This is a genomic window from Thermomicrobiales bacterium (genome assembly GCA_041390825.1).
In the GTDB taxonomy this organism is placed as follows: domain Bacteria; phylum Chloroflexota; class Chloroflexia; order Thermomicrobiales; family UBA6265; genus JAMLHN01.
Window position 1 is genome coordinate 99,139 of sequence record JAWKPF010000009.1, and the last position, 21,860, is coordinate 120,998.

The window sequence follows — 21,860 nt, forward strand, 5'->3', positions numbered from 1 at the left end:
AAGCTCACAAGCCATCCTGGCCAAAGCATTTCACAGGAAGCTGAGCGTCGGCGCTGAATTAGAAGTCGATGGAGCTCAATAATGGCGACTACGGTGACGGAGTCATTCCGAGGTTGCAAATCCAACTTGGAGATTACTGACCTGCAACAAACTACAGTGGCAAATAGGCAAAAGAGCGTTCGTGATGCAGTTTCTCGAAAAATGAATGTCATCGATTCATTCGTCACCGGTTCTTATAAGCGGCACACCATGATTAGCCCGCTGAAGGACGCAGACATAGACGTTTTCCTAATTCTCAATTCGAGTGAATTTGCGTCTGACGGCTATACAGCGCTCTTGGATAAGGTTCGAGCCGTCTTGCTGGAGACCTACCCTAGCACGCCCAAGATCAGTCGAAATGGACAGGCAGTCACTATAACGTTCACCGACTTTGTGGTTGATGTAGTGCCTGGTTTCCATCGGAAGGGCGGGGTTACTTAATCCCGAGTACACCAGAAAAGCGTTGGATACCCACGAACCCAAAAGTTCACGAGACCGCGATCACAGCCGCCAACGAACTGCACAATGGCGATCTCGTTCCACTTATTAAAATGATTAAGGCGTGGAACCGCGAAATTAGCAGCCCGTTCAGATCGTTCTACCTAGAGCTCATGGTTGAAAAGCTGCTGCGCGGCGTTACCATCAGCAGCTTTCCAAGCGGATGCAGGTACGTATTTGACAAGGGCCGTGTACAGATCAAATCGAAAATTGCAGATCCCGCGGGTTTCAAAAACCAGCTGAATCCCTGGGTACGGGCAGCGTAGAAGAGGCGGTACAGCGATTTGAGACCGCATATGGCAGAGCAATAAAGGCTGAGCAGCTGGACAAGAGCGGAGATTCCGCAGCTGCCGTGGCTGAGTGGCAAAAGATCTTTGGCAGTAGCTTTCCGGCATACGGCTAACTAACTATGACGTCACCCAATTTGAAGCAACCCACATTCGACGACATTGCGCGCAACCAGAACCAAGATGCGATCCTCAGGTTTATGCTGGCTTCGCGTCACTACTATGCTAGAGCGCGATGGATTCAGTACCTCGGGACCTGGGGTGCGATTGCTTTCGCGCTTGCAGCCCCAGTGGTGCTGCTGTTCTATCGGATCGAGGTCCACTGCTTGGCGCACTTGCTGGTCTTTGGATTTTCGCATCGCGTTTAGGACTTTCTCGCCTCAGAGCGTCGTACCAACGAAAGGGCGCGACCGCCCAAGAACAATTCGATTGCGCAGTTTTTCGTCTCGACTGGAACAAGACCATTGCGGTGCCTCTTTCCCCTGAAGAGATTCGGCACGCCAGCGGAAATATGAACGGAATCGACGCGATCCGAAACTGGTACGCCACTCCCGGAAAAGTGGATTGGCCGCGCAGCGTTACTCTCTGCCAAAGGGCGAATGCGGTATGGGCTCGCCGACAGCATCACTTATTTGGTGTGGTGCTGTATGTTGCCGCGACTACTTGGGCCGTAGTGGGGATTTTAATAGCAGTCTGGCAGGACGCTTCACTCAGTCAATATCTGACGACGATTGCACTGCCGTCTCTTCCGGCCCTATTAGACGCAACGGATCTTGCTCAGGAACACATCGAGTCATCGTGGGCCCGAGGGAGGATTGAGGTGCGTCTGGATGGTCTGTTGGATGATGGAACAGCTACAAATCTCGATATCCGTGAAGTCCAGGACGAACTGTTTGACTTGAGAAAGTCATCGCCCATTGTTCCCGAGTGGTTCTATAAAATAATCAAACCCGGCTACGAGGAAGATATGACCTACGCTGCAGAGACAAGGATCAACTAGTGACGCTCACGGTCAATGAAGGTTTTGAATCGTTTCTCACGCGGCTCACACCGACTGCGGCCGAGCGCTCTGCGAGTGCTAAGCATCGTGAATCCGTTAAATCGGCACTTGAAGCGAAATTCACCGTTAGCCGCTTCTTTGAAACTGGATCGTTTAGTCACGGCACAGGGGTGCGGAGCTTTAGCGATGTCGATGTTTTTGTCAGTGTCAGTGGCTCCCGGCCAGATTCGTCGTATGCCACTCTGGAAAAGATTCGCAACGCCCTTGCTGAGCGTTTTCAGGTAACTCTGGTGACGATTGATCGTCCAGCGGTGAAGGTCAAATTCGCTCTCGGCACGGAGACCTGGGAAGTCATCCCAGCCTACGAAGCAACGCAGGATAGCTACGGGCATCTGATCTATGACATTCCCGGCGCTAGTGTCGGATCTGGTTGGATTCAGGCAGCCCCCGATGCGCATCTCACGTATGTCAATGCCTGCAATGAATCCCCCTCCCGTGGCACGGGCAAAGCGTTGGCGCGGCTGGTTAAGGCTTGGAAGTATTACTGTAATGTCCCGATTTCATCCTTTTATCTCGAAATGCGCGCTGCTCAACACGTGTCTTCCGTCGAGACCTACATTCACGTCTGGGACATTTGCTTGCTATTGGAAAAGTTGAACACCCATCAACTGGCCAGCATGAACGATCCAGCGGCAGCCTCCGGTCGAATAAATGCGTGCTCTAGTGATGCGAAGCGGGAAGAAGCATTGTCCAAGCTCGCTACGGCTGCCGTTCGATCAAGAAACGCGCTAGACGCGCATAAGGCGGATAAGGCCGACTTGGCTTTTTACTACTTAGGTCAATTGTTCGCAGGACAGTTTCCTAGCCGCGCTTGAAGAATTTGCTGTTTTAGATGGTAAGAGCGGTATTCGTGAAAAGCGGGTCGGTTGTGGCCGACCCGCAGATATCTCACTCGATTCGCGTTCCCGGTCCGATAGCCAGCTTTTGATCCGTCTCGGTCATCATCGGCACGATGCTCAGATTCATGGTGTGAACACGAGCGTAGTACTCCCGAATATTTTCCGCAGCCGAATCCAGATTCGTTTCGGGCGGAACAAACACCAAGATGCTTCGCCCGGCCTGCAGGCTCTCCAGCAGAAGATCTTCCCCATCCATTGACGTTCTCCTCTCACGAGCCGCCAGCCAATCTGACGACTCAAGTCGAGGAGGGCAGTTATTTACTGATAGTGAAGAGCTGGGCGCGGCGACCTTGGCGGCGCAACGCCTGGCTAATGCTGTGTCCCACAGCCTGCAAACGTAGATTATCGGCCTGCGTGACCACTAATACGCTTCCTGGTGTCATTTGTCTAGATTCGTTCTCCCATCGAGCCAGTGAATCGAGTTCGCTGGCTGGAACCAGCGCAATGTTATCCAGGGATGTTTCGATCCGGCGCAGCGACCTCGGAGCAGGGGAGTAGTAGGGTCGGCGATACCTCACAGACTCGTTTCCTCCATCACCGCCGCTTCGTTCTCTCTTCCCAAATGCACATAAACCATCGTGGTGTCGAGCTTGGAGTGACCCAGTAAGCGCTGCAATTGATACGGTGAGACCCCTTTAGATGCCTTCACGGTGGCGAATGTGTGCCGCAGGGCGTGGCATGAAGCCTGTTTGGTTATGCCGGCATTCTCCCGGTACTTGGTCACCAGCATTCGCACGCCGCGTTCGGTGATCGCTCCGCCATCCCGCTCGTTGGTGAAGATGTGGTCGTGAGAAGCACTCGGTCGCAGCTGCAACCAAGTCTTGAGCGCCTTGATCCCTTTCGTCTCCAGTGAGATTTGGCGTGCATTCATGCCTTTGCCCGATCGAACTGACAGCTGCTTGGCCTTGAGGTCGATGTCATTGATGCGCAGATTGCAGAGCTCGGAGACCCGGATCCCAGTTTGCAGAAACACCGTCAGGATGCAGTAGTCGCGGGGATTCCCAGCTGCCAAAGAGAGCATGCGGCTATATTCATCGGGCCGGAGCCAGGCCTTGCCGTTGTGCTCGATCTTGGGGGTATCGACGCCGGTTGCCGGAGATTTCTCCAACAGGTCCATGTTGACCAGGTAGCGGCAATACTCACGAATCGCTGCCAGCTTGCGAGCTCGACTGACCCCGGTCAGTTTGCGTTCACTCAAAGACGCCAGGAAGTCGATGATGTGCACCCGCTGGATATCAGCCACCGTTTCGACGGTGGCATCGTTTTCCACGACCCACCCAAGAAATTGCTGCAAATCGGTGGAGTAGGCCAGGACGGTTTTGGGTGATCGGTTCTTGCCGGCCATCGATCGATAGAAGCCGTCGAGGCTGGTTTGGAAATAGGCGGGGAGTGGAGTAGTCATATGTGGCAACCCTTTCGTTGTGGTTCCACCTTCCCACTTTGGGTGGTTGTGGCACAACGACGCAGAGTTGAAAAACGAACTTCCGAATAACGGGCTGTAGATCCATTATATGGAAGTAAGGCACTCCAGCGTCAAGAGGGCAATTTCTGCTTGAAACCAGGGCAAAAGAGAAATCCGGCCACAATGCGACCGGATCGATGGCTTCCGGGAAGAGGTGTTATCGGAAGTGGCTGGCATCCAGACAGGAGACGAGTTAAGGCACGCATGTCTCATTCCTCACATTTCGCCATCAAAATCCGGAAAATCCGTAATGGCGATGAGCCATAATTCTTGTTATCGTGGTACCCCAAGCAATTCGATGCGGGTCGATCAGTGAGAGAGAACCCTCTATCCCTGTCGACGTCGAGTGCAGACTCAAGTCGAATTTCCGTATACAAAAGCTAAGAAACAACCTCATGAGATAGGCCCGTTTACCCCGTCATCTTCTTTGAAAGGAGTGGCAGTTGGCAGAGGCGAGTCTAGTAGGCACCGTGATTTGGTATGACTACAAGAATGGCTGGGGCAAAATTCAGCCGCATGGTACGACCGAGGAAGTATTTGTTCACTGCACTTCGATCCTAACCCCCGAGCCAAAAATCCTGATGATCGGGGAAGCAGTCAGCTTTGAGAAGGGGCAGAACGACCGGGGGCCAGTGGCGACCAATGTCCAACGCCTGGAGACCAGAATACGAGGAACGGTCGATAGCTTTAACAAGGCACGCGGATTTGGACACATCGTTGACGATACCGGTAAACAATACTGGGTCCACCATACCCACATCATTGGCGGTCGCTATCGTGTGCTCGAACCGAAAGAGTTAGTCGAATTCACCCCTGAGCAATCGCCCAAGGGACCGCAAGCTATGCGGGTCTGGCGGTACGACACACGGTTATCCTTAGACCGATTCGCTGTCCTGGGTGACCTCAATCGGCGCCTCGAGGAGCTTGCACGGCTCGCTCAGGAAGAAAGTTGGGACTATAAGTTCACCGAGTCGCCAACTCCCAGGCCGATTCTGCAAAGTTACCTGTATCACACCTTCGACCGGCTTGAAAAAGAAGGAAAGATTGCGGTCACGATGGATGGGACTCGGCGCCTCTCCGCATTCAATACCGGACTGGTGACCGAGCTGCAGGAACAAATCTTTGCGCTGTTCGGTGAGCATCGTCGAAGCAACCCGCAGGCACCCGAGTGGCAGTTGATCGAATTTGTCACCGAAAGTGATCGACGCTTGACGGTGTTTCCAGAGCGCCCGGATATCGCGAATTACTTCACCGACCCGGCAGACCTTATTTACGATTCGAATATTGAACTGGTCGTGGACCTGCCGCATGTCGTCAATGACAACCGCAACCGCTTTCCTCCAGAGTTGCGCAGTAACGACTACCTGATGCAATCGACGCTGAACGCGGCTCTATCCTCGGCCAAGCGCCGGGTGCGGGGCAATTACAAAGCCGCGATCCCGCAATACCACCATGACCGGCTACAGCTGCTCTTGCCGTTGTGCCTGCTCAAGCCAAATCGGGCCGATCTCGCCCTGGTCGTCGATCGACAAAATCATGTGTATTACGGGTCCACGGTGCTGCCGCTCGACTGGGCGTATAAGAATGCGCGCCTCATTGCCCGACCTGATCGGGAGTGGCTCGAACCCTAAGTGACGGTAATCAGCAGGAATAGAAACAGGGGTGGCGTCGAAACGCCACCCCAGGTTGGGTGATTGAGGCTCAAGAGAGCCGAAGAGACGGATAGATTCCGCGCCATGTGTCGACGTGCTCGTCGAGGGTGACGGCCCACCCGCGATCGGAGAAGGTCTGCTCGATCTGCTCTAGCAAGCCGGTCGGCATGTCGCAGGTTCCAGCCTCGACGTCGCAACAGCCCGCCTGGAACATGAGCATGGCGAGGTCTACATTGACCGCCATTCTTGGTGCACTCGATGGCTGCGCCGCGATGAGACACCCATCAATGTAGGTGAGGGCATCCTCCAAAAGCACGCCGTTTGTGCCGGCAGGATCGACAACTTGCGAAACATCACTCGCCAACATGGAATCCTCCTGCTGCAGTTCACCCGCACCACTTGGTGCTTCGGCAGCGAGCAGGGCTGGAGCCGTGACTCCAGCCGCGATCACCACCGAGAACAAAGGAGGATGATAAATTTAGTATAGCAAACTATAGGCTTCCTGTCAATGGGGCGGGCGGCTGCTGAATGCATGCATTGCTGCCCCTTATGGCCACGTTTGACTCATAAGATTCTGACTCAATGCCCCGCACTAGGGAATCTTAGTTAGTGCAGCGGGCGACAATCAGACTGAGATCGCCCAAAACTACCATGTGAATCAAGTTGCTCTACGACCAGTTCATTTCAACAGAAATACGCGTCATTGGATTTGCGAATGATTGACTTCTACACTACCGCTCATTACATTGTGTGTGATTGAGCGTGCGCAGCCACGGAAAGGGAATGCAGACATGCAAGATCGTACGCGGCTAAGAAATGATCTCTTGGAGGCTATTCAATCTGAAGGTCTGCCTGGGGTCATCCGGGTTTCGTATCTAATGGTTGATCCTGACGGGATCTCGGCGGAATGTATCGCAGAGGCAGACAATGCCTTCGAATCTGCGGCTAACGCGGACCAGGTGTGGGACGCTGCTCTCGGCATGGCCGACTGCTTGAGGAATGCCCCACTCTTCGACGTGGCCGAACCTGAGGAACCGGAGCCCGAGCCTGATCCCGTACCTGACCCCAATTTTGGAGGTGGTAAGGTCAGCACGGTGGGCACGCAAGTGCTGGCTGCCCTCCTAGTTCACCTCCGCAAGTAGTCCAAGGCTGGTACCCAATTTTCGAAGCCGGCGAGAGAGGGAAGGTTCGACTGTATCGCTGCTGAGCCTCAGTGTGAGTCTAGAACTGATCCGGCGGGTACGGCGTATCCGTGGACGGACCCTGGTCCCCCCAGGTGGCATCAACGGCCCTGCGGATTTCGGGGAGCGACTGACCCTCTGAAAGCAGTTGCATCACGTCACGCGTGACTCCAATGCAGATGTCTCAGCCAAAGCTCATCGCGTCAAGCGCGACTGAGCCATCCTCCCGAATATCCCGAACATAACAATCAAAATTGTTTCGATGTCCACCCGACATGCACCCGCAAAAGCAAGGCATCCATTGCAAGGTTTCATAGTTGCTGACGGCGAACTTGTAGGCCTCGCGAATGTCAGAAGGGGATTGCTCGACCTCCGGTGGCCAGATGTCGTCTGCCGGCCAAGCAATCAAGCCCGCCGTTGAGCGGCCCGGACCTTCAGATCGGGAGCACCCAACGAACAACAGGGCTCCGCTGAGCAGGCTCGCATTCAAGAGCGTGCGGCGCGTCAAGCAAGCTTTGGGGTGATAGCGTCGGCGGTGGGTTGAGGCTGCCATGTTGATCCCTCTAATGTGAGCACTCGTACTCGCTAGCGCTGGAGTCTACTACGGCGATGCGCCTCCGTCGCAGATGCCGTGATCATGAGCGTGGAGCGCCACTCGGCCGTACGCTCGACATTTCTGTGATCCAAACCGGGTATTCAGGCTGTCCAGCTGCGCTTGCGGTAGAGTCGGCATGGTGCGCCAACTTCCCGCGTCGTTTGATCGCCGGTGCCTGCACATCGCTAATACCACGGCATCAGCTCGACTCGCCCAGGGCAGGTTTGTCTGTACCTCGCGAACGACAATATCCGCCCAGGTGGCTCTCGCGCATGCGGCTCCCACGACTCGAGGCTGCCGCCCGACGCGAATAACTATTCTGGGTCACAACAACAGAACGTGATCGACGCGGAAATGCCCTCGATTATGCCGCTCGAAGGCCGGGCCGCTGTGTATGCTTTGTGGTCAACCCTCAGGCTGTGGGGACTGCATCGATGCGAGGGACCTTGGTGGACGATCGCCTCTTTCATAGCATTAATGGATTCAATGTCCGGTATGGTGGCATGGACGATGCTTTCGGGGCCATTGCCATATATTCGCCCTTCGTGTTCGTGGCGCTTCTGCTCGGGATATGGTTCTGGCCACGTGATCTTGCTGGACGCGAAGACCGGCAATGGTCATGTATGGTGGCGGTGGGAGCGACGTTACTCTCCTTAGGGATCAATCAACTCATTATCCAGGTCTGGCAGAGGCCACGTCCGTTCGCCACCCATGCTGCCCTTGTCCTTTTGCCCAGGTCGCCGGACCCGTCGTTTCCAAGTGACCATGCGACCTTTGGGTTCGCTGTCGCCGTCGCTATCGTGTTGGCGCAGCGCCGCATTGGCCTCCTCGCGCTTGCACTGGCAACGGCGCTGGCGTTCGCCCGAGTTTATGTTGGCGAGCACTATTTGGGTGATGTGATCGCTGGTGCGCTCATAGGCACGGTCTCGGCAATTCTGGTTTTTCGGATGCGCCCGCTGGTGTTGCCGTACCTAGGCCCAATTTTGCGCTTGGCGAGGCGCGTGCGACTGGCGTAGCCACCGAGGGCGCGCCCGAGAGCAGACGCTGCATTCAGCCCGGTAGCATCAAAACCCGCCGTTCGATTCCCGATCGTCCATCGCGGCTGTTCGTGTCCTAATTTCCCGGCACGGTCAGTAAGAGTTCACTTTGCCGCTAACAGGCGGCATATTTGGTTTAGTTCTGCGCCACCGTCAATCTAGTACACTCGGCCGAAGGCGTGAATTCTTATTCACACATTGGCTGACAACTCGTTGAAGGTCGCATTGCGAGCAAGGAGTGAAAAATGTCTATCAGCCGACGATTGGCGGTAGGGGTCGCGATGTTGATCCTTGGTGCCGGCGTGTTCTCTATCGGAAGCTATTCGATTGGAGAGGCCCATGCGGAGGTCGATCGATCGAACCCGGCTGTAGGGGGGCATGTGGAAAAACTCCCGGAGGAGATTGAGATCTTCTTCACCCAAGAAATCAACGCAGACGGGACCGTCATTGAGATCGTGGGACCCAACGGTGCACAGGTCGATGGGGGCGACACCACGCTTGATCTTATGGATCCAGACCGCAAGCGGGTAACTATTTCGATCAAGAGCGATGCGGGGCATGGTATCTACACCGTCCGCTGGACGACTCAGTCTAATGAGGATGGAGAAGAAGCAAGCGGTAGTTTCGAATTTACCGTTGGTGAGTCGATGAAAGGCACTCCCGCCGCGTCTCCGATCGCAAGTCCTGCTGCATCGCCAAGCGGTAGCCCAACGTCATAGCTTGAGTTTCGGCTCGCACTTGCTCAGATCGTGCCGCGTGTCCCGTGCTAGGTCATTGTCGGCAGCTTTATGCCCGAACTCTGACATGATGGAATAGACGGAACGGCACGCGCGAGATTTTCTCCCCACCATCATTCGAGACTGGTGCTTGAGATGGTCGGGCAGGGGGATACAGCGTAGAATGCAGAGATTCAAACATGTGAGTAAGAACTCAGCCCTCACGTGGTGTCGGTTTGCTGTGAGTGATCCGTGGTATGGCTCGACCTCGAAAAGTAGATCAATTGGCCGACGTTGACGATCTGGTGTGCGAAGAGCGCGTGGTTCACGTCGATGCGGTTCGTGACGCGAGACGTGATCTGCCGGCTCCGCGCACGGTCGTCGGCTTGGTTGAATTGTTCAGTGCACTGGGCGATCCGACCCGGTTACGTATTGTTTCGTCCCTTGCGGCACGTGAGTTATGCGTTTGCGATATCGCTGCGGCAATTGGGCAAAGTGAATCGGCCGTCTCTCATCAACTGCGATTGCTGCGCAACCTCGGGTTAGTGCGATCGCGTAGGGAAGGACGTCGTGTCTATTACGCGCTTGACGATGAACATGTTTCAGCGCTGTATGCCCAGGCGATCGATCACGTTGGCCATCAGGAAACGCAACCGCAACAATCCTGACATCGTTCTGGATCGAATGACGTGCGCGCGGCCAGAATGGACAGCCGAGAAATGACCCATCTTGATCCCAGCATCCCCTCCTGGAATCAGCTCAAGTTGCATGAGCGTTCGTCGGGCTGCCAGCCGACTGGACTGCCGATGAATCCCGGAAGTTGGAAGTATTGAAACTGCGGCCACGCCCTCTTTCAGCGCCATCGCGCACCAAGAAGTTACTGTGGAGACTTTCGTGGGCGGCCTGATTGTTCTGTTGGTCGCTGCGGCCCGTGGGCCATCGATCAGTGCGCATGCAGAACTGGAACGCGCCGAACCTGCTGCAGATGCCCTTTGTCAGCGCCACCGCAACGAATGGAATTCTGGTTTACCGAGCGGATAGCCGGTGAGCCCGCTCTGCCGTCGATCATCGTACTCGACCAATCAGGCGACGAGGTCAAGGTGGCTGGGGTCGAAGTTGATCCGAATGACTCACGCCATGTCAGCGCCGATGTTTCGGGGATTGGAACGGGAACGTATACCGTCAAGTGGTCGGTCCTCTCTGCCGACGACGGTCACACGCTCAGCGGAACGTATGGGTTCCGTGTTGGATCTGGCAGAGCGCCGGGAGCCGCCACCGTCGCAGGGGAGCGTCCTCAGCCTTGGGCAGTATTCACGCGGTGGACCACTTTTTTGCTGCCAGTGTTATGGCGGCATGCTTGATATGGGTAAGTCTATCCTGGAGAGTTGCAGCTCCCAGTGATCACCGGCGACAGCTTGTGGCGGCCACAATCGCTGGTGCAATCGGCCTCGTGGCGACGTCACTCGAACCTGTTTTTCAAACTCGTTTTCCGCCCGATGGTTCGATCGCCTTCGCTTTCCGACGCCATCGATGGATTGCCTGACGCTTGGTGGTTCCGTCCGCGCGGATTTTTCCTTGCGCTCGTCGCGACTGCTGTTGGTTATGTGCTTCTTGCCCGCGGACGGCGCGTGCAATTGCTAGTGAATGTCGGGGTCGCTGGTGGGATGGTTGCCCTCCTGGGGTTAAGCCTGACCACCCATGCGGCCGCTCGCCAGCGATGGGATTGGCTTTCGACGGCGTCGGTGGTGGTGCATGAATGGTCGGTTGGATTGTGGGTGGGCGGTTTAGCTGCACTCGCCATCTTCTGGACCAGTTCGCGGGGCGTTGAAACTATTCCATGGCACTTGAACCTATACGCGTTTTTTCCCGCGCCGCACTCCCTTGGCAGCGGTCGGATTGGCGACTGGAATCGTTAATTCTGGGCTGATTCTTCCTTCACTGACTCACTGTGGCAGAGCGACTGGGGGCGCATTCTGATCGCCAAAGTTGCCGTCATGCTACTGGTATTGCTGCTCGCGGCTCGCCATCGTCGTTGGTTGCATCGTCACTTGGAGTCTGTTGGTGTGGTTCTCAGGCGTAGCGTCCGAGTGGAGATGCTCTTGGCAGCCCTTGTGGTCTTGGGGGGTGTTCTCCTTGCGCTCTCGGCGCCGCCGATTCAGTCGCAAGGTGATCTTACGTCGGTCAATTTGGCCGCCCTGCTTCCGGGCACCAGCGATTCGCCTGACGTGGTGCATCTGGTCATTGATCCAGCAGTGGCCGGTGAGAATCAGCTTCGGGTTTTTGTCTCCCCGGCCGACCAGCTGAATGTCGTTTCACCGACGGTGGTCGATCGGGTTCGGGTGACCGTGACGAGCCTGACTGACAGCAGCGCCTCTCAACAACTGACCCTCGAGCCCGACGACAACGGCAATTTTGTCGCCCAGGGGACGCAGTTTTCCCTGGATGGATGGTGGCAAGCAGACGTGCTGGTCCGTCGACCAGGTGTTGAGGATGTTGTCGTTCCCTTCTACGTGCTTCTTCCGGATCCAAATGTCAATGGGTTCGACGCACCGCCAATTCCATCCTCCTCTTCAGAAGCCCAACAATTGGTAGAAGCAGCATTCGTCCAAGTCGATAGCATCCGAAGCCTCTCTTACCACTGGCGTCTGACCTCCGGACAAGGATCAGTCGCCACTGCCGAGCGACGGCTCAGTGTCGGGTTTGATGGCAATCCGCCAACCTCCCTCCTCAAGAGCGAGGGCATCGAGATTCTGACCGTTGGTGACCGCACCTGGCAACGCACCCCGGGACAGCCGTGGATCGAACGAACGTGGCAAGACATCTTCCCGCCGTCGGAATGGCTTGCCGCCTACGACGGTGCAACTGGGTTCACGCTTGGCCGCCAGATGGAGGTTGACGGTCAGCGTACGCGGGTCGTGACGTTTTTTGTGCCCGAGACTGAAGAACAGATAGCCGCGTGGTACGCATTTTGGATCGATGAGACGAGCGGCCATGTCGTTCAAGAAGTAATGATTTCTCGGCATCATTACATGCTCTACAACTACTCCGAGTTCGATCAGCCGGTCATTATCGCACCGCCCGATACGAATAGCGCTACGCCACAGGTGGGGTGATGCACAGAGTGCGGCGGGTGTGTAAAGGAGCCGTAGCTGTCCAGTCTTCCATTCTGTCGCTATCGCAAGACGGATCAAGGGCCCGCACGAGATGGCTATTATGGATATAATCTGAATAACTACTCAAGCGTTGGAATCGGCCGCTCGACGTAAATCAAGGGAACCATCCACCGTCTTTGCATCATCGAAATAGCGAAGCGAACTGGAGAACGTGATGTCGACAGGCGCATGGAGGATCCCAAAGCCTTCCCATCCTCATCCCACTCAGTGAATTTGGATGAGCGAATCACCAGATTGATCTGCGCACTCCATGCTCTAGGTTCTTCAGTAGGACTGGCACAGCGATGCTAGACGGGATCAAGATTAATGATATTGACCCTGAGCAAGTACGGAACGATGAGTTCGGATCTCGTGATCGAAGCCATCGAGCCGGGGAGTGAGAGAACGGGGGCGGCTGGGCTCATCCACTCGTTCAATTGATCGACAGAACTGTGGCTGGAAGGTTCGATTCCTTCCGCCTCCACCTCCGATTGCTCCGTTCCGGGGACCCGTTCCGCAGATCACATGTGCTTGAAATGTCTGGAGATGCGAAATGTAGAAGGCCCTTTGAGCGGACTCAGAACTTGAGCGGAGAATGACCAGCAAGGGCGCTTTTGGGGTGGCCCATGCCACAGGGTTAATCGCATTGGACCCGCATGCAACACGTAAAGGGGAGAGTTGAAGATGGACCGCAGGATCAGCCGTAGCGATCGCGCCGCACGAGTTCGTGCAACGATCCGGAAAGGAGGATCCCGCACGCTTCTGCTTGCGTTGACTGCCTTGCTGACGTTGCCGATGTTCCCGCTGGGAGCATCAGCACAGGACGACTGGGCGGCGCCGCGTACGGTGTACATCCCGGAAACCGGACATACGGTCGATGGTGTCTTCCTAGATACCTGGCGGGAGTGGGGCGGCGCTTCGGCGTTCGGGAACCCGATCACTCCGGAAATCGAGGAGAACGGGCGGACGGTGCAGTACTACGAGTACGCTCGGTTCGAGTATGTACCCGACGATCCGAATGGCCAGATCGTGCAGTTCGGCGAGATCGGCCGCGAGCTGAAGCCGACCACGGTGTTCCGGTCCAAGCCGCAGCTCTGGACGACGGGCGAGCAGAACGGACTGGAACAGATTGCGGATGAGCTCCGCGCCTGGGCGCCGGTGACGGGAAGCGCCGCACAGATTCCGGACAGCCCGACCCGCCGGTATGTGACCGAGTCACAGCACACCATTCAAAATGGGTTCAAGGATTTCTGGGAAGCCACGGGTGAGGCGAGCTATCTCGGCAACCCGGTTACCGAGGAGTTTCGCCGCGGTGATGCGACCTACCAGATCTTCGAGCGCGGCAAGCTTTCCTGGACGTCCGCCGGTGGGGTGAGGATGGAGCCGGTCGGCTCGATTCTGGTCAAGCAGTACGGACTGAAAACCGAACCGCTGCCGACGGCGACCGATTTCCCGGCGTACTCCGAGGATCTCTTCATTCCGCCGCCACCGCCGGTGCCGCAGATGCCGTCAAACCCGGGCGGTGAGCGCTGGGTCTCGGTCAATCTGAGCTCGCAGTACATGGTGGCCTATGAAGGCGATGTGGCGGTGAACGAGACGTATGTAAGCACCGGGCGACCGGGCTTCGAAACGCCGACCGGCTCGTTCTACATCAACTCCAAGTACGAGATTCAGGACATGGAGGGACTGGCCAGTGGTGAGAGCTGGTACGTGCCCGAAGTTCCGCATGTCATGTATTTCACTGACTTGGGCCATGCCTTTCACGGAACGTACTGGCATAGCAACTTCGGCGCGGTGATGAGCCATGGGTGCATCAACCTGCCGCTCTGGTTCGCAGAGTGGCTGTACTACTGGGCACCCTACGGAATGCGCGTTGAAATCACCTATTGATCGCTCTGGGTGCCGGATTGTAAACGGGCCCCACGCATATGCGACTGACCGAGAAAAGAGGTTGCACTGATGGCGCAAGCAACCCTGGAGGAACGCGGCTCGCGGAACAATCCGCTGGAAACCGTGGTAGACCGCATCTGGCGCTTCTTCTGCTCCGTGCGTGCGGCAGTCATTGAAATCGCCATTTTGGCAATCCTGGTCCTGATCGGCACCTTACGCGGCAGTTCAGTGCCACGCTGGATCGCTGATTACGTGCCGATCACTGAAGGGATCGTCGATCGTTGGTACGCATGGGATGTCTTCAAGTCGATCCCATTCATGTCCCTGCTGGCGATCCTGACCGTTGCCATCACCGTCTGCACAATCAACCGGGCACCCGGTATATGGCGCACGATCAGCGCTCCGACGATCACCACTACCCGCGGATTCATTCGCAACGCAGATGTCTCCGCTTCCGCGCAGCTTGCCGAGCCAATCGAACATGCCGCTGAAACCTACACGGCCACGCTTCGACGCATGCGGTATCGGGTCCTCACCCAGTGGCAGGGCGAGACGCTCCATGTGTATGCCGACAAAAATCGCTGGGCCAAGCTCGCCACATTCCCGTTTCATCTGGCGCTCATTCTCATCCTGATCGGCGGCATCGTGGGGGGCAGGTACGGGTTCCGCGAAATGGAATTCATCATCCCGGAGGGTGAGGTGCGAGATGTCGGGCACGGCACCGGGCTGAGCGTTGAGTTAGTGAACTTCAGCGATTCCTGGCGGGAGGATGGGATTCCTGCGAGTTATCGCAGCGATCTGGTGCTCTACAAGAATGGTGAGGAGATCAAGCGCGAATCGATCACTGTCAACAATCCAATGACCTATCGCACCGTGAGTTTCTATCAGACGAGTTACGGGCAAGCGGCGCTTATGCGCGTGACCGACAAGGACGGCAACCTCCTCTTCGAAGACTCGGTCGATCTCGGCATCTATCGATCCACCATAAATCCTGATGCCCCGGCCGGAATCATCCAGCTTCCCAACGTGAATACCCAGCTCAACATCATCTCGCCAGACGAAGACCGGCCCAATCTGCCAGAGCTCGACAACCTTAATCTCCAAAGTGGGCAGATGTATGTGCAACTTCGGGAAGTTGGGCCGGGAGCATCCGCCGAGCTGCCGGATACCGTTCTGACTCAAGGATCTCCAGCAAAGCTCGGAGATCTAACCGTCGAGTTCGTGCGGGAGAGCCGCTTCACGCTGTTACAAGTCGGCAGCAACCCCGGTATTCCTATCTTCTGGGCAGCGGCGCTTCTGCTCGTCGGCGGCCTCGCCATCACCTTTTACTTTCCGCACCGCCGCATTCGAGCAATTTTCGACCGGGGGGAGGATCCGGACACATCGCAGGTGTCGCTGGCGCCACTCGCCAAACGAGACTGGTCGGGCCAGCGCGATTTCCGGCGGGCTGTTGATGCGATCTCGAAACGATTCGAAACACCGGTCGAAATCCGAGAGCGGCCCGATTCCGAGCGCTAAGTGGGGGAGTGGACCCACCCAACGCCTGGAGCGTTGAGAACGATCAGGACTCGCGAAGCTAGAAAAAGCAAAGGACAGTTTCTTGGAAGGCATGGTTCGGCTCTCGTTTTATCTCTTCGCAGCAGCCTCTCTCGCGGTCGGCGCGGCATTCGTGGCGTATGTGGTGTATGGAATTGGGCATATGCGCGTGCGGCGGGCGGCTCTTGCCACGCCTAACGGGATGACGTTTTCGGGGACGGTGGCGGAATTTGGCCGCAGTTCGGTGAGTGCTGGCCGGTTTGCCACCCTTTTCGGCTGGCTCGCTGTGGTCTTTGCCGGCTTGGCAGTCTTGACCCGCGCCGTTGCATCGAAGCGCGGACCGTACTCGAACATGTACGAATTCAGTCTGGCATTCGTCTTTGTCCTCTGCCTGGCATATATGCTGTTCGAGCGGTTCTATGGCGTGAAACACCTCGGCGCGATCGTCATGTCGGTGTCGCTGGCCATGTGCCTTTACCTCTGGTCGCTCCCGACGAACATGCGGGAGGTCGACGCGCTCAATCCCGCGCTCCAGAACCGACCGCTAATGACGGTGCATGTCTCTGCGGCAATTGTCGCCTACGCGACGTTTGCTGTTGCCTTGCCGCCGCGGTGCTTTTCTTATCCAGAACCGCAAGCAGGTAGGATGGCTGCCGAGCGCTGAAATGCTCGATGACATTGGCTATCGTGCAGTCACCATTGGATTCCCGATGCTGGCGCTGGTTTTGATTCTCGGCTCAGTGTGGGCGCATCAGGCTTGGGGCGCCTATTGGTCCTGGGATCCTAAGGAAACGGCCGCGTTGTTCACCTGGCTGGTGTACGGAGTGTATTTACACACCCGCTCGTTGCGCGGATGGCGCGGCAAACGGAGCGCAATCATTCTCATTCTCGGATTCGGGCTGTCGCGTTTACCTACTATGGCAACTACTTCTTCGGCGGTTTGCATGCGTACGGCGGCGTGGACTAGCACGCTCATGTCAAACACAACGCTTTCTCCCACTCCTGCAGCAGTCCCGCGCGGCAAGACCACGCAGGCAGTCGTCGGTTTGGCCGTGGCCGCCACGATTCTTGTCGCAGCGTGGTTCGTCGCTGGGCGGGCAGGGCTGGATGACGTCGGGAGAGGTGGAATCAACGCCAGTATTCTGCCGAAGGTGGGCGACGAGGCCCGGACTTTATCGCCGTCAGCCCGACCGGCGAAGTGGTGCAACTCAGCGACTTTCGCGGGCAACCAGTCTGGATCAACTTCTGGGGAGCTTGGTGTGCTCCGTGCCGGGCCGAAATGCCGGATATCCAAGCGGCCTGGGAAGTGCTCGAACCACGCGGATTGATGTTGCTGGCGGTCAGCCTGGGGGACAAGCCTTCCGAAGCGGTCGCGTTTGCCGAATTAAACAACGTTACCTTTCCGATCTTGCTCGACCCCGATCGCACCCTGACCAGTCCGACTTATCCGATCTACAACTTCCCAACGCACATCTTCGTGGACGAGGACGGGATTGTTCGCAACATCGTAATGGCCCAGATGAATCGAGAGGAAGCTATCGCCGCTGCTGAATGGGTCATTCCCAACAATGGGGAGACAATTTCGCGATCTCAGGACTGAAAAATTCCCGCATTAGCAGGCCCCGCGAAACGAGCGAGATCACAAGTACAGAAGAATAAATCGTTGCTTCCATCAGTTGGACGTTAAGGCTCGACCCGCGAATTTGCTCCATGACCGCTCCAATGTGTCGCGAAGACCTCTGCGAATCGTTTCGGCCTGAATCCAAGAATCATCGCGTCGCCCACGACCAGCAGCGGCGTCGCCACAATTCCGGTCGCAATCAGCTCTGTCACGGCGGCATCGTCGCTCGATACGTCTCGCTCAATGAAGACCACCTCATGGGAGGCAAGCCATTCACGCACCCTGCCGCTATCGGCGCACTGAACGTGCGTGTAGAGGATTGGAGTTGGGTTGCGAGTCACCTGAACGATTCGATTCTTTGGCAGCAATTGGGGCTGGTACCAAGGGTTCCGGGAACGAAGCCGACGTGGTGGCTACTGTCGGCGACTCGCATATTCGAAGTCCTTCCGTTATCTAAACTGAGCCGGGCGGTCGAACAGATTGTATAGGGTCTAGGAACCTCGATTCCGCATTATGGGAAAAGTCACTTAGGAAATATAGAAATTTAGTCGAGGCTACACATGCGACCATTCCTCTGCTAATATCGCTTCATCTGTTGACTTAGGCCATGGTGAGACAAAACATGACAGGGATCCGTGGCGTCGATCGCCGACAGCTCCTACGGCTCGGGGCAAGTAGTGCCGTGATCGGCGGAATTGGCGCGTCAGCGTCGTCGCTGATCGAGCGTGGGTCATCGGCATCGGAGGGTGAGAAAGCCGTCCCAGGGCATTCCCGTATGCAGACCGATGCCGACCACATGAGTGACGACCATGTGATGGCGAACGGCTCCACGGTTGGGGACATCATCTTCTCAGAACCGCGGCTCGACCCCTCTGTTTTCGCCACGACATTCGACTACGGCGAAGTAACCACGATGGCCGATGGCACCGTGGTGCGCGAGTGGGACATCGTGGCACTCGACAAAGAGATCGAGATCGCGCCAGGGCTCTTTTTTCCCGCATGGACATACAACGGGCAAGTGCCCGGTCCGACCCTACGCTGCAACGAAGGCGAGCGGTTGCGGGTTAACTTCGTCAACAATGGCTCCCATCCGCACACGATGCATTTTCACGGGATCCATACCTCGCTTATGGACGGCGTTCCCGGAATTGGGCGCGGGAACATCGAGCCTGGCGCGCACTTCGTGTATGAGTTCAACGCCCGGCCCTTTGGGCTCCATCTCTACCATTGCCATACGGCTCCATTGAAACGCCATATCCATAAGGGCCTCTATGGGGCCTTCATCATCAACCCCGATCCCGCTCGCCGGGGAGAAAAGGCACGTGCGCGTCACCCGGAGTACGCCGAATCGGAGGAATGGCAAGAGTTCGTGATGGTGATGAACGCGTTCGATACCAACTTCGATGCGGGCAACGAGGTCTACGCGGTCAACACAGTGGCGTTCCATTACATGCGTCATCCGATCGTGATCGAAAAGTCTCGTCCTGTCCGGGTGTATCTGCTCAATCTGACCGAGTTCGATCTGCTCAACTCGTTCCATTTACATGCCAACTTCTTCAACTATTACGACACTGGCACACAGCTCGACCCGACGTTGCGCACGGTCGACACGATCATGCAGGCGCAGGGGCAGCGCGGGCTTCTCGAGTTTCGCTATGACGATGAGGATCACCAGCCGGGGCTGTACATGTTCCACGCGCACGTATCCGAATTCGCCGAGCTGGGATGGATGAGCATGTTCGATCTGCAGGATGGGGGTGGCGCGTGAGCAGCGAATCGATTGCCACTCCCAGTCGCGCCAACCGGGGCGTTCCCTGGCTCTACGCCATCGTGCCGATCGGTCTGCTGCTGTTGACGCTAGCCATCATAGTCGCTACGGGGGCAGGAGTACCGGACAATGGTGCTCCGCCGATCGAGACGCTGGCGGTGCAGCGCGTCTGGCTCCCTGCGCAAGACGAGATCCGCATCTCGGTGATCAACGACGGGCCGGATCCCATTACGATCGCGCAGGTGGTTGTGGACGATGCCTATTGGCCGTACACGATGGACGGCGATTCAACGCTGGACCGGCGTGAAGGGGCGACGCTGACGATTCCGTATCCCTGGATCGAAGGGGAGACGCATGCGGTTACGCTGCTCAGCTCGACCGGAGTGGCGTTCCCGGCCGAGATACCGGTGGCGATCGAGAGCCCGAAGCTGGACGGACAATCGATCTGGCGTTATGGGTTGATCGGCGTGTATGTCGGGGTCATTCCGGTGGCATTGGGATTGCTCTGGTATCCGCTGTTGCGCCGGTTGGGACGCAGCAAGCTGAACTTCATTCTGGCGCTGACGGTCGGGTTGTTGCTTTTCCTGGTGATCGACATGTTCCAGGAAGCGCAGGAGATCGCGCTTGCCGCACCGGCGTCGTTCGATACGCCGGTGCTGGTACCGCTGCTGGCAGTGCTGGCCGCGGGATTGCTGATTACGCTCAGTCACTGGTTGCGCCGGCGAGGCGAACGGTTCCGGAATCAGGAGAGTGGCGGCCTCATCCTCGCGTACCAGATTGCGCTCGGTATTGGTTTGCACAATCTGGGTGAGGGACTCGCAATCGGTAGCGCGTTTGCCATTGGCGAGGCGGCCCTGGGCGTGTTCCTGATCGTTGGATTCACTCTGCATAATGTGACCGAAGGGATCGGCGTGGCGGCACCGCTGGTGGAGCATCGGCCGGCATTCCGGCATTTCGTAGCGCTGACGTTGCTGGCGGGTGGACCAGCGGTCATTGGCACCTGGATTGGCGCGTTCACATTTTCGCCGTTCTGGACCGCGGTTTTTCTGGCGATTGGCGTGGGCGCGATCGTGCAAGTGATCTACGAGGTGAGCCGGATGATCTGGCGGAGTCAGCAGCGAGCGAACGAACCGGGGCTGACTTGGACGACCTTCGGCGGTCTGACGGCCGGCATCGCAGTCATGTACGCGACGGCGCTCATCATCGCTTGACTCCCAAATCAATTCCGCGCCCGGAGACGTGAGAGTCCACACCTGGCGCGGTCCGGTGCTGTCGGTGAGCGTTCAAGCCCCGCCGGTCGCCAGCAACTCCATGTGGGCGTCTTTGATGATCGACCAGGACGATTGTAAGAACAGGCCGGCAATGATGAAAGCAACGACCAAGTCGGGCCACGGCGAGGCCAGCCAGGCGACCAGAATGGCCGCGATGACCACCGCAACATTTCCGAGCGCATCGTTGCGCGAAAAGAGCCAGACGGCCCGCGCATTGGCGTCGCCCGCACGATGGGGCAGGAGCACCAGCGCTGCCGTCACGTTGATAACGAGCGCCACCAAACCGAAAGCGCCCATCAATTCAGCTTCTGGTTGCTTCTGGACGATCACCCGGTAGATCGTCGCCCCAAGCACAGTGAGACCGAGCGCCCCCAGAAAGATTCCCTGAATAAGGGCCGAACGTGCCCGCCAGATTGGGCGCCACGCAATGGCAAGCAGTCCCAAGAACGTAATCAGTCCGTCGCCCAGAAAATCAAGCGCGTCAGCCTTCAGGGCTTGCGAGTCTGAGAGATAGCCGCCACCCGCTTCAATGAGTCCATATCCGAAATTGAGCACAACGACGATCACGAGCGCCCGTTTGTATGCGGGTGTTAGATACGATGCTGGCGGCAGTGTGTCGGATGCGTCGTCCCGCGCATCCATACGGTCGAGCCGGTACCCAAGTTCGGTTATCTCCTCCTCGAGCCTCGGAAGCGGTTCCATGCCATCGACCAACTGGAGGGTCATTACTTGGGAGGTGAGAGAAACCCGGACGCTATCGACGCCGGGAACCTTGCGAGCGGTCTTCTCGATTTTCGCCACGCAATCGGTGCAGTCCATTCCAGTAACGCGGTAGCGCACGGTCTCTGAGGTCATCCGTCGCTCCGCTCCGGCTCCGGATAGCGCGTGCAATCGTAAATGCCTTGCCCGATGTCGGCGAGTACGCGTTCAGCAAGTTCCAGCAGTTCCGCGACCCGATGGTCGATCAGGGAGTAGACCACGAACTTCCCACGCTGCTCGCGTCTGACCAACCCGCATTCGAAGAGGCAGGCGAGATGGTTCGACGTATTGGATTGACTCAGGTCTGTGGCTTCGACAATCTCGTTGACAGTCAACGGGCCGTCCCGCAAGACGTCTCAGAATAGCCAGCCGCGACGAATCCGCGAAGCCTCGAAGGCTTCGCTCGCAGCATGTTCGCGGCTGGGCTTATGGAAGTC

Annotated in this window: 17 protein-coding genes and 2 pseudogenes; 14 read left to right on the forward strand and 5 right to left on the reverse strand. The window is 57.1% G+C overall.

Annotated features, from left to right (window positions below; all coding sequences use genetic code 11):
• The first annotated feature begins 1,024 nt into the window (after positions 1–1,024).
• Together R2855_05810 and R2855_05815 are read left to right on the forward strand one after the other, a co-directional pair.
• A pseudogene (locus R2855_05810) lies at positions 1,025–1,824 on the forward strand (S-4TM family putative pore-forming effector).
• A complete protein-coding gene (locus R2855_05815) occupies positions 1,824–2,699 on the forward strand; it encodes a nucleotidyltransferase (GenBank protein ID MEZ4530531.1) in 876 nt (291 codons plus the stop codon). The pseudogene R2855_05810 and the gene R2855_05815 overlap by 1 nt, the downstream one beginning before the upstream one ends.
• Positions 2,700–2,772: 73 nt before the next feature.
• Here the strand turns inward: R2855_05815 and R2855_05820 are convergent, their stop codons facing one another.
• Together R2855_05820 and R2855_05825 are read right to left on the reverse strand one after the other, a co-directional pair.
• Complete coding sequence (locus R2855_05820; GenBank protein MEZ4530532.1) at positions 2,773–2,979, reverse strand: hypothetical protein; 207 nt, start codon at positions 2,977–2,979, stop codon at positions 2,773–2,775.
• A 318-nt stretch (positions 2,980–3,297) separates the two neighbouring features.
• Positions 3,298–4,185, reverse strand: a complete 888-nt coding sequence (locus R2855_05825) for a tyrosine-type recombinase/integrase (protein ID MEZ4530533.1) — start codon at positions 4,183–4,185, stop codon at positions 3,298–3,300.
• A 503-nt stretch (positions 4,186–4,688) separates the two neighbouring features.
• On the opposite strand from R2855_05825, the gene R2855_05830 reads away from it, so the two are divergent.
• Positions 4,689–5,876, forward strand: coding sequence for a DUF3825 domain-containing protein (locus R2855_05830; GenBank protein MEZ4530534.1), 1,188 nt, complete (start codon positions 4,689–4,691; stop codon positions 5,874–5,876).
• Between the two features lie 70 nt (positions 5,877–5,946).
• On the opposite strand, the gene R2855_05835 is transcribed toward R2855_05830, so the two are convergent.
• Positions 5,947–6,141, reverse strand: coding sequence for a hypothetical protein (locus tag R2855_05835; protein MEZ4530535.1), 195 nt, complete (start codon positions 6,139–6,141; stop codon positions 5,947–5,949).
• A gap of 1,981 nt (positions 6,142–8,122) precedes the next feature.
• Between R2855_05835 and R2855_05840 the strand changes: the two genes are divergently transcribed.
• The 11 genes and pseudogenes from R2855_05840 to R2855_05890 all read left to right on the forward strand — a co-directional run bounded on the left by R2855_05840 (position 8,123) and on the right by R2855_05890 (position 20,604).
• Entirely contained in the window at positions 8,123–8,689 is a 567-nt protein-coding gene (locus R2855_05840; protein ID MEZ4530536.1) for a phosphatase PAP2 family protein, read from the forward strand.
• A 266-nt stretch (positions 8,690–8,955) separates the two neighbouring features.
• Entirely contained in the window at positions 8,956–9,429 is a 474-nt protein-coding gene (locus R2855_05845) for a copper resistance protein CopC (protein ID MEZ4530537.1), read from the forward strand.
• Between the two features lie 281 nt (positions 9,430–9,710).
• Complete coding sequence (locus tag R2855_05850; protein ID MEZ4530538.1) at positions 9,711–10,094, forward strand: metalloregulator ArsR/SmtB family transcription factor; 384 nt, start codon at positions 9,711–9,713, stop codon at positions 10,092–10,094.
• A 729-nt stretch (positions 10,095–10,823) separates the two neighbouring features.
• Positions 10,824–11,342 carry a hypothetical protein gene (locus tag R2855_05855; protein ID MEZ4530539.1) on the forward strand — a complete coding sequence of 173 codons (519 nt, stop codon included), beginning with the start codon at positions 10,824–10,826 and terminating at the stop codon, positions 11,340–11,342.
• A gap of 30 nt (positions 11,343–11,372) precedes the next feature.
• Positions 11,373–12,539 carry a CopD family protein gene (locus R2855_05860; protein ID MEZ4530540.1) on the forward strand — a complete coding sequence of 389 codons (1,167 nt, stop codon included), beginning with the start codon at positions 11,373–11,375 and terminating at the stop codon, positions 12,537–12,539.
• 723 nt (positions 12,540–13,262) lie between these two features.
• Positions 13,263–14,468 (forward strand): L,D-transpeptidase, encoded by a 1,206-nt coding sequence (locus R2855_05865; GenBank protein MEZ4530541.1) that lies wholly within the window; start codon positions 13,263–13,265, stop codon positions 14,466–14,468.
• 69 nt (positions 14,469–14,537) lie between these two features.
• Entirely contained in the window at positions 14,538–15,986 is a 1,449-nt protein-coding gene (locus tag R2855_05870; protein ID MEZ4530542.1) for a cytochrome c biogenesis protein ResB, read from the forward strand.
• 91 nt (positions 15,987–16,077) lie between these two features.
• Complete coding sequence (gene ccsA / locus R2855_05875) at positions 16,078–16,668, forward strand: cytochrome c biogenesis protein CcsA (GenBank protein ID MEZ4530543.1); 591 nt, start codon at positions 16,078–16,080, stop codon at positions 16,666–16,668.
• Positions 16,669–17,169: 501 nt separating this feature from the next.
• A pseudogene (locus tag R2855_05880) lies at positions 17,170–17,604 on the forward strand (TlpA disulfide reductase family protein).
• Between the two features lie 817 nt (positions 17,605–18,421).
• Positions 18,422–19,393, forward strand: coding sequence for a multicopper oxidase domain-containing protein (locus tag R2855_05885; GenBank protein MEZ4530544.1), 972 nt, complete (start codon positions 18,422–18,424; stop codon positions 19,391–19,393).
• Positions 19,390–20,604, forward strand: a complete 1,215-nt coding sequence (locus R2855_05890; protein ID MEZ4530545.1) for a ZIP family metal transporter — start codon at positions 19,390–19,392, stop codon at positions 20,602–20,604. The genes R2855_05885 and R2855_05890 overlap by 4 nt, the downstream gene beginning before the upstream one ends.
• 72 nt (positions 20,605–20,676) lie before the next feature.
• Here the strand turns inward: R2855_05890 and R2855_05895 are convergent, their stop codons facing one another.
• Positions 20,677–21,519, reverse strand: a complete 843-nt coding sequence (locus tag R2855_05895) for a cation transporter (protein MEZ4530546.1) — start codon at positions 21,517–21,519, stop codon at positions 20,677–20,679.
• Positions 21,516–21,758, reverse strand: a complete 243-nt coding sequence (locus R2855_05900) for a metalloregulator ArsR/SmtB family transcription factor (protein ID MEZ4530547.1) — start codon at positions 21,756–21,758, stop codon at positions 21,516–21,518. The genes R2855_05895 and R2855_05900 overlap by 4 nt, the downstream gene beginning before the upstream one ends.
• Positions 21,759–21,860: the final 102 nt, after the last annotated feature.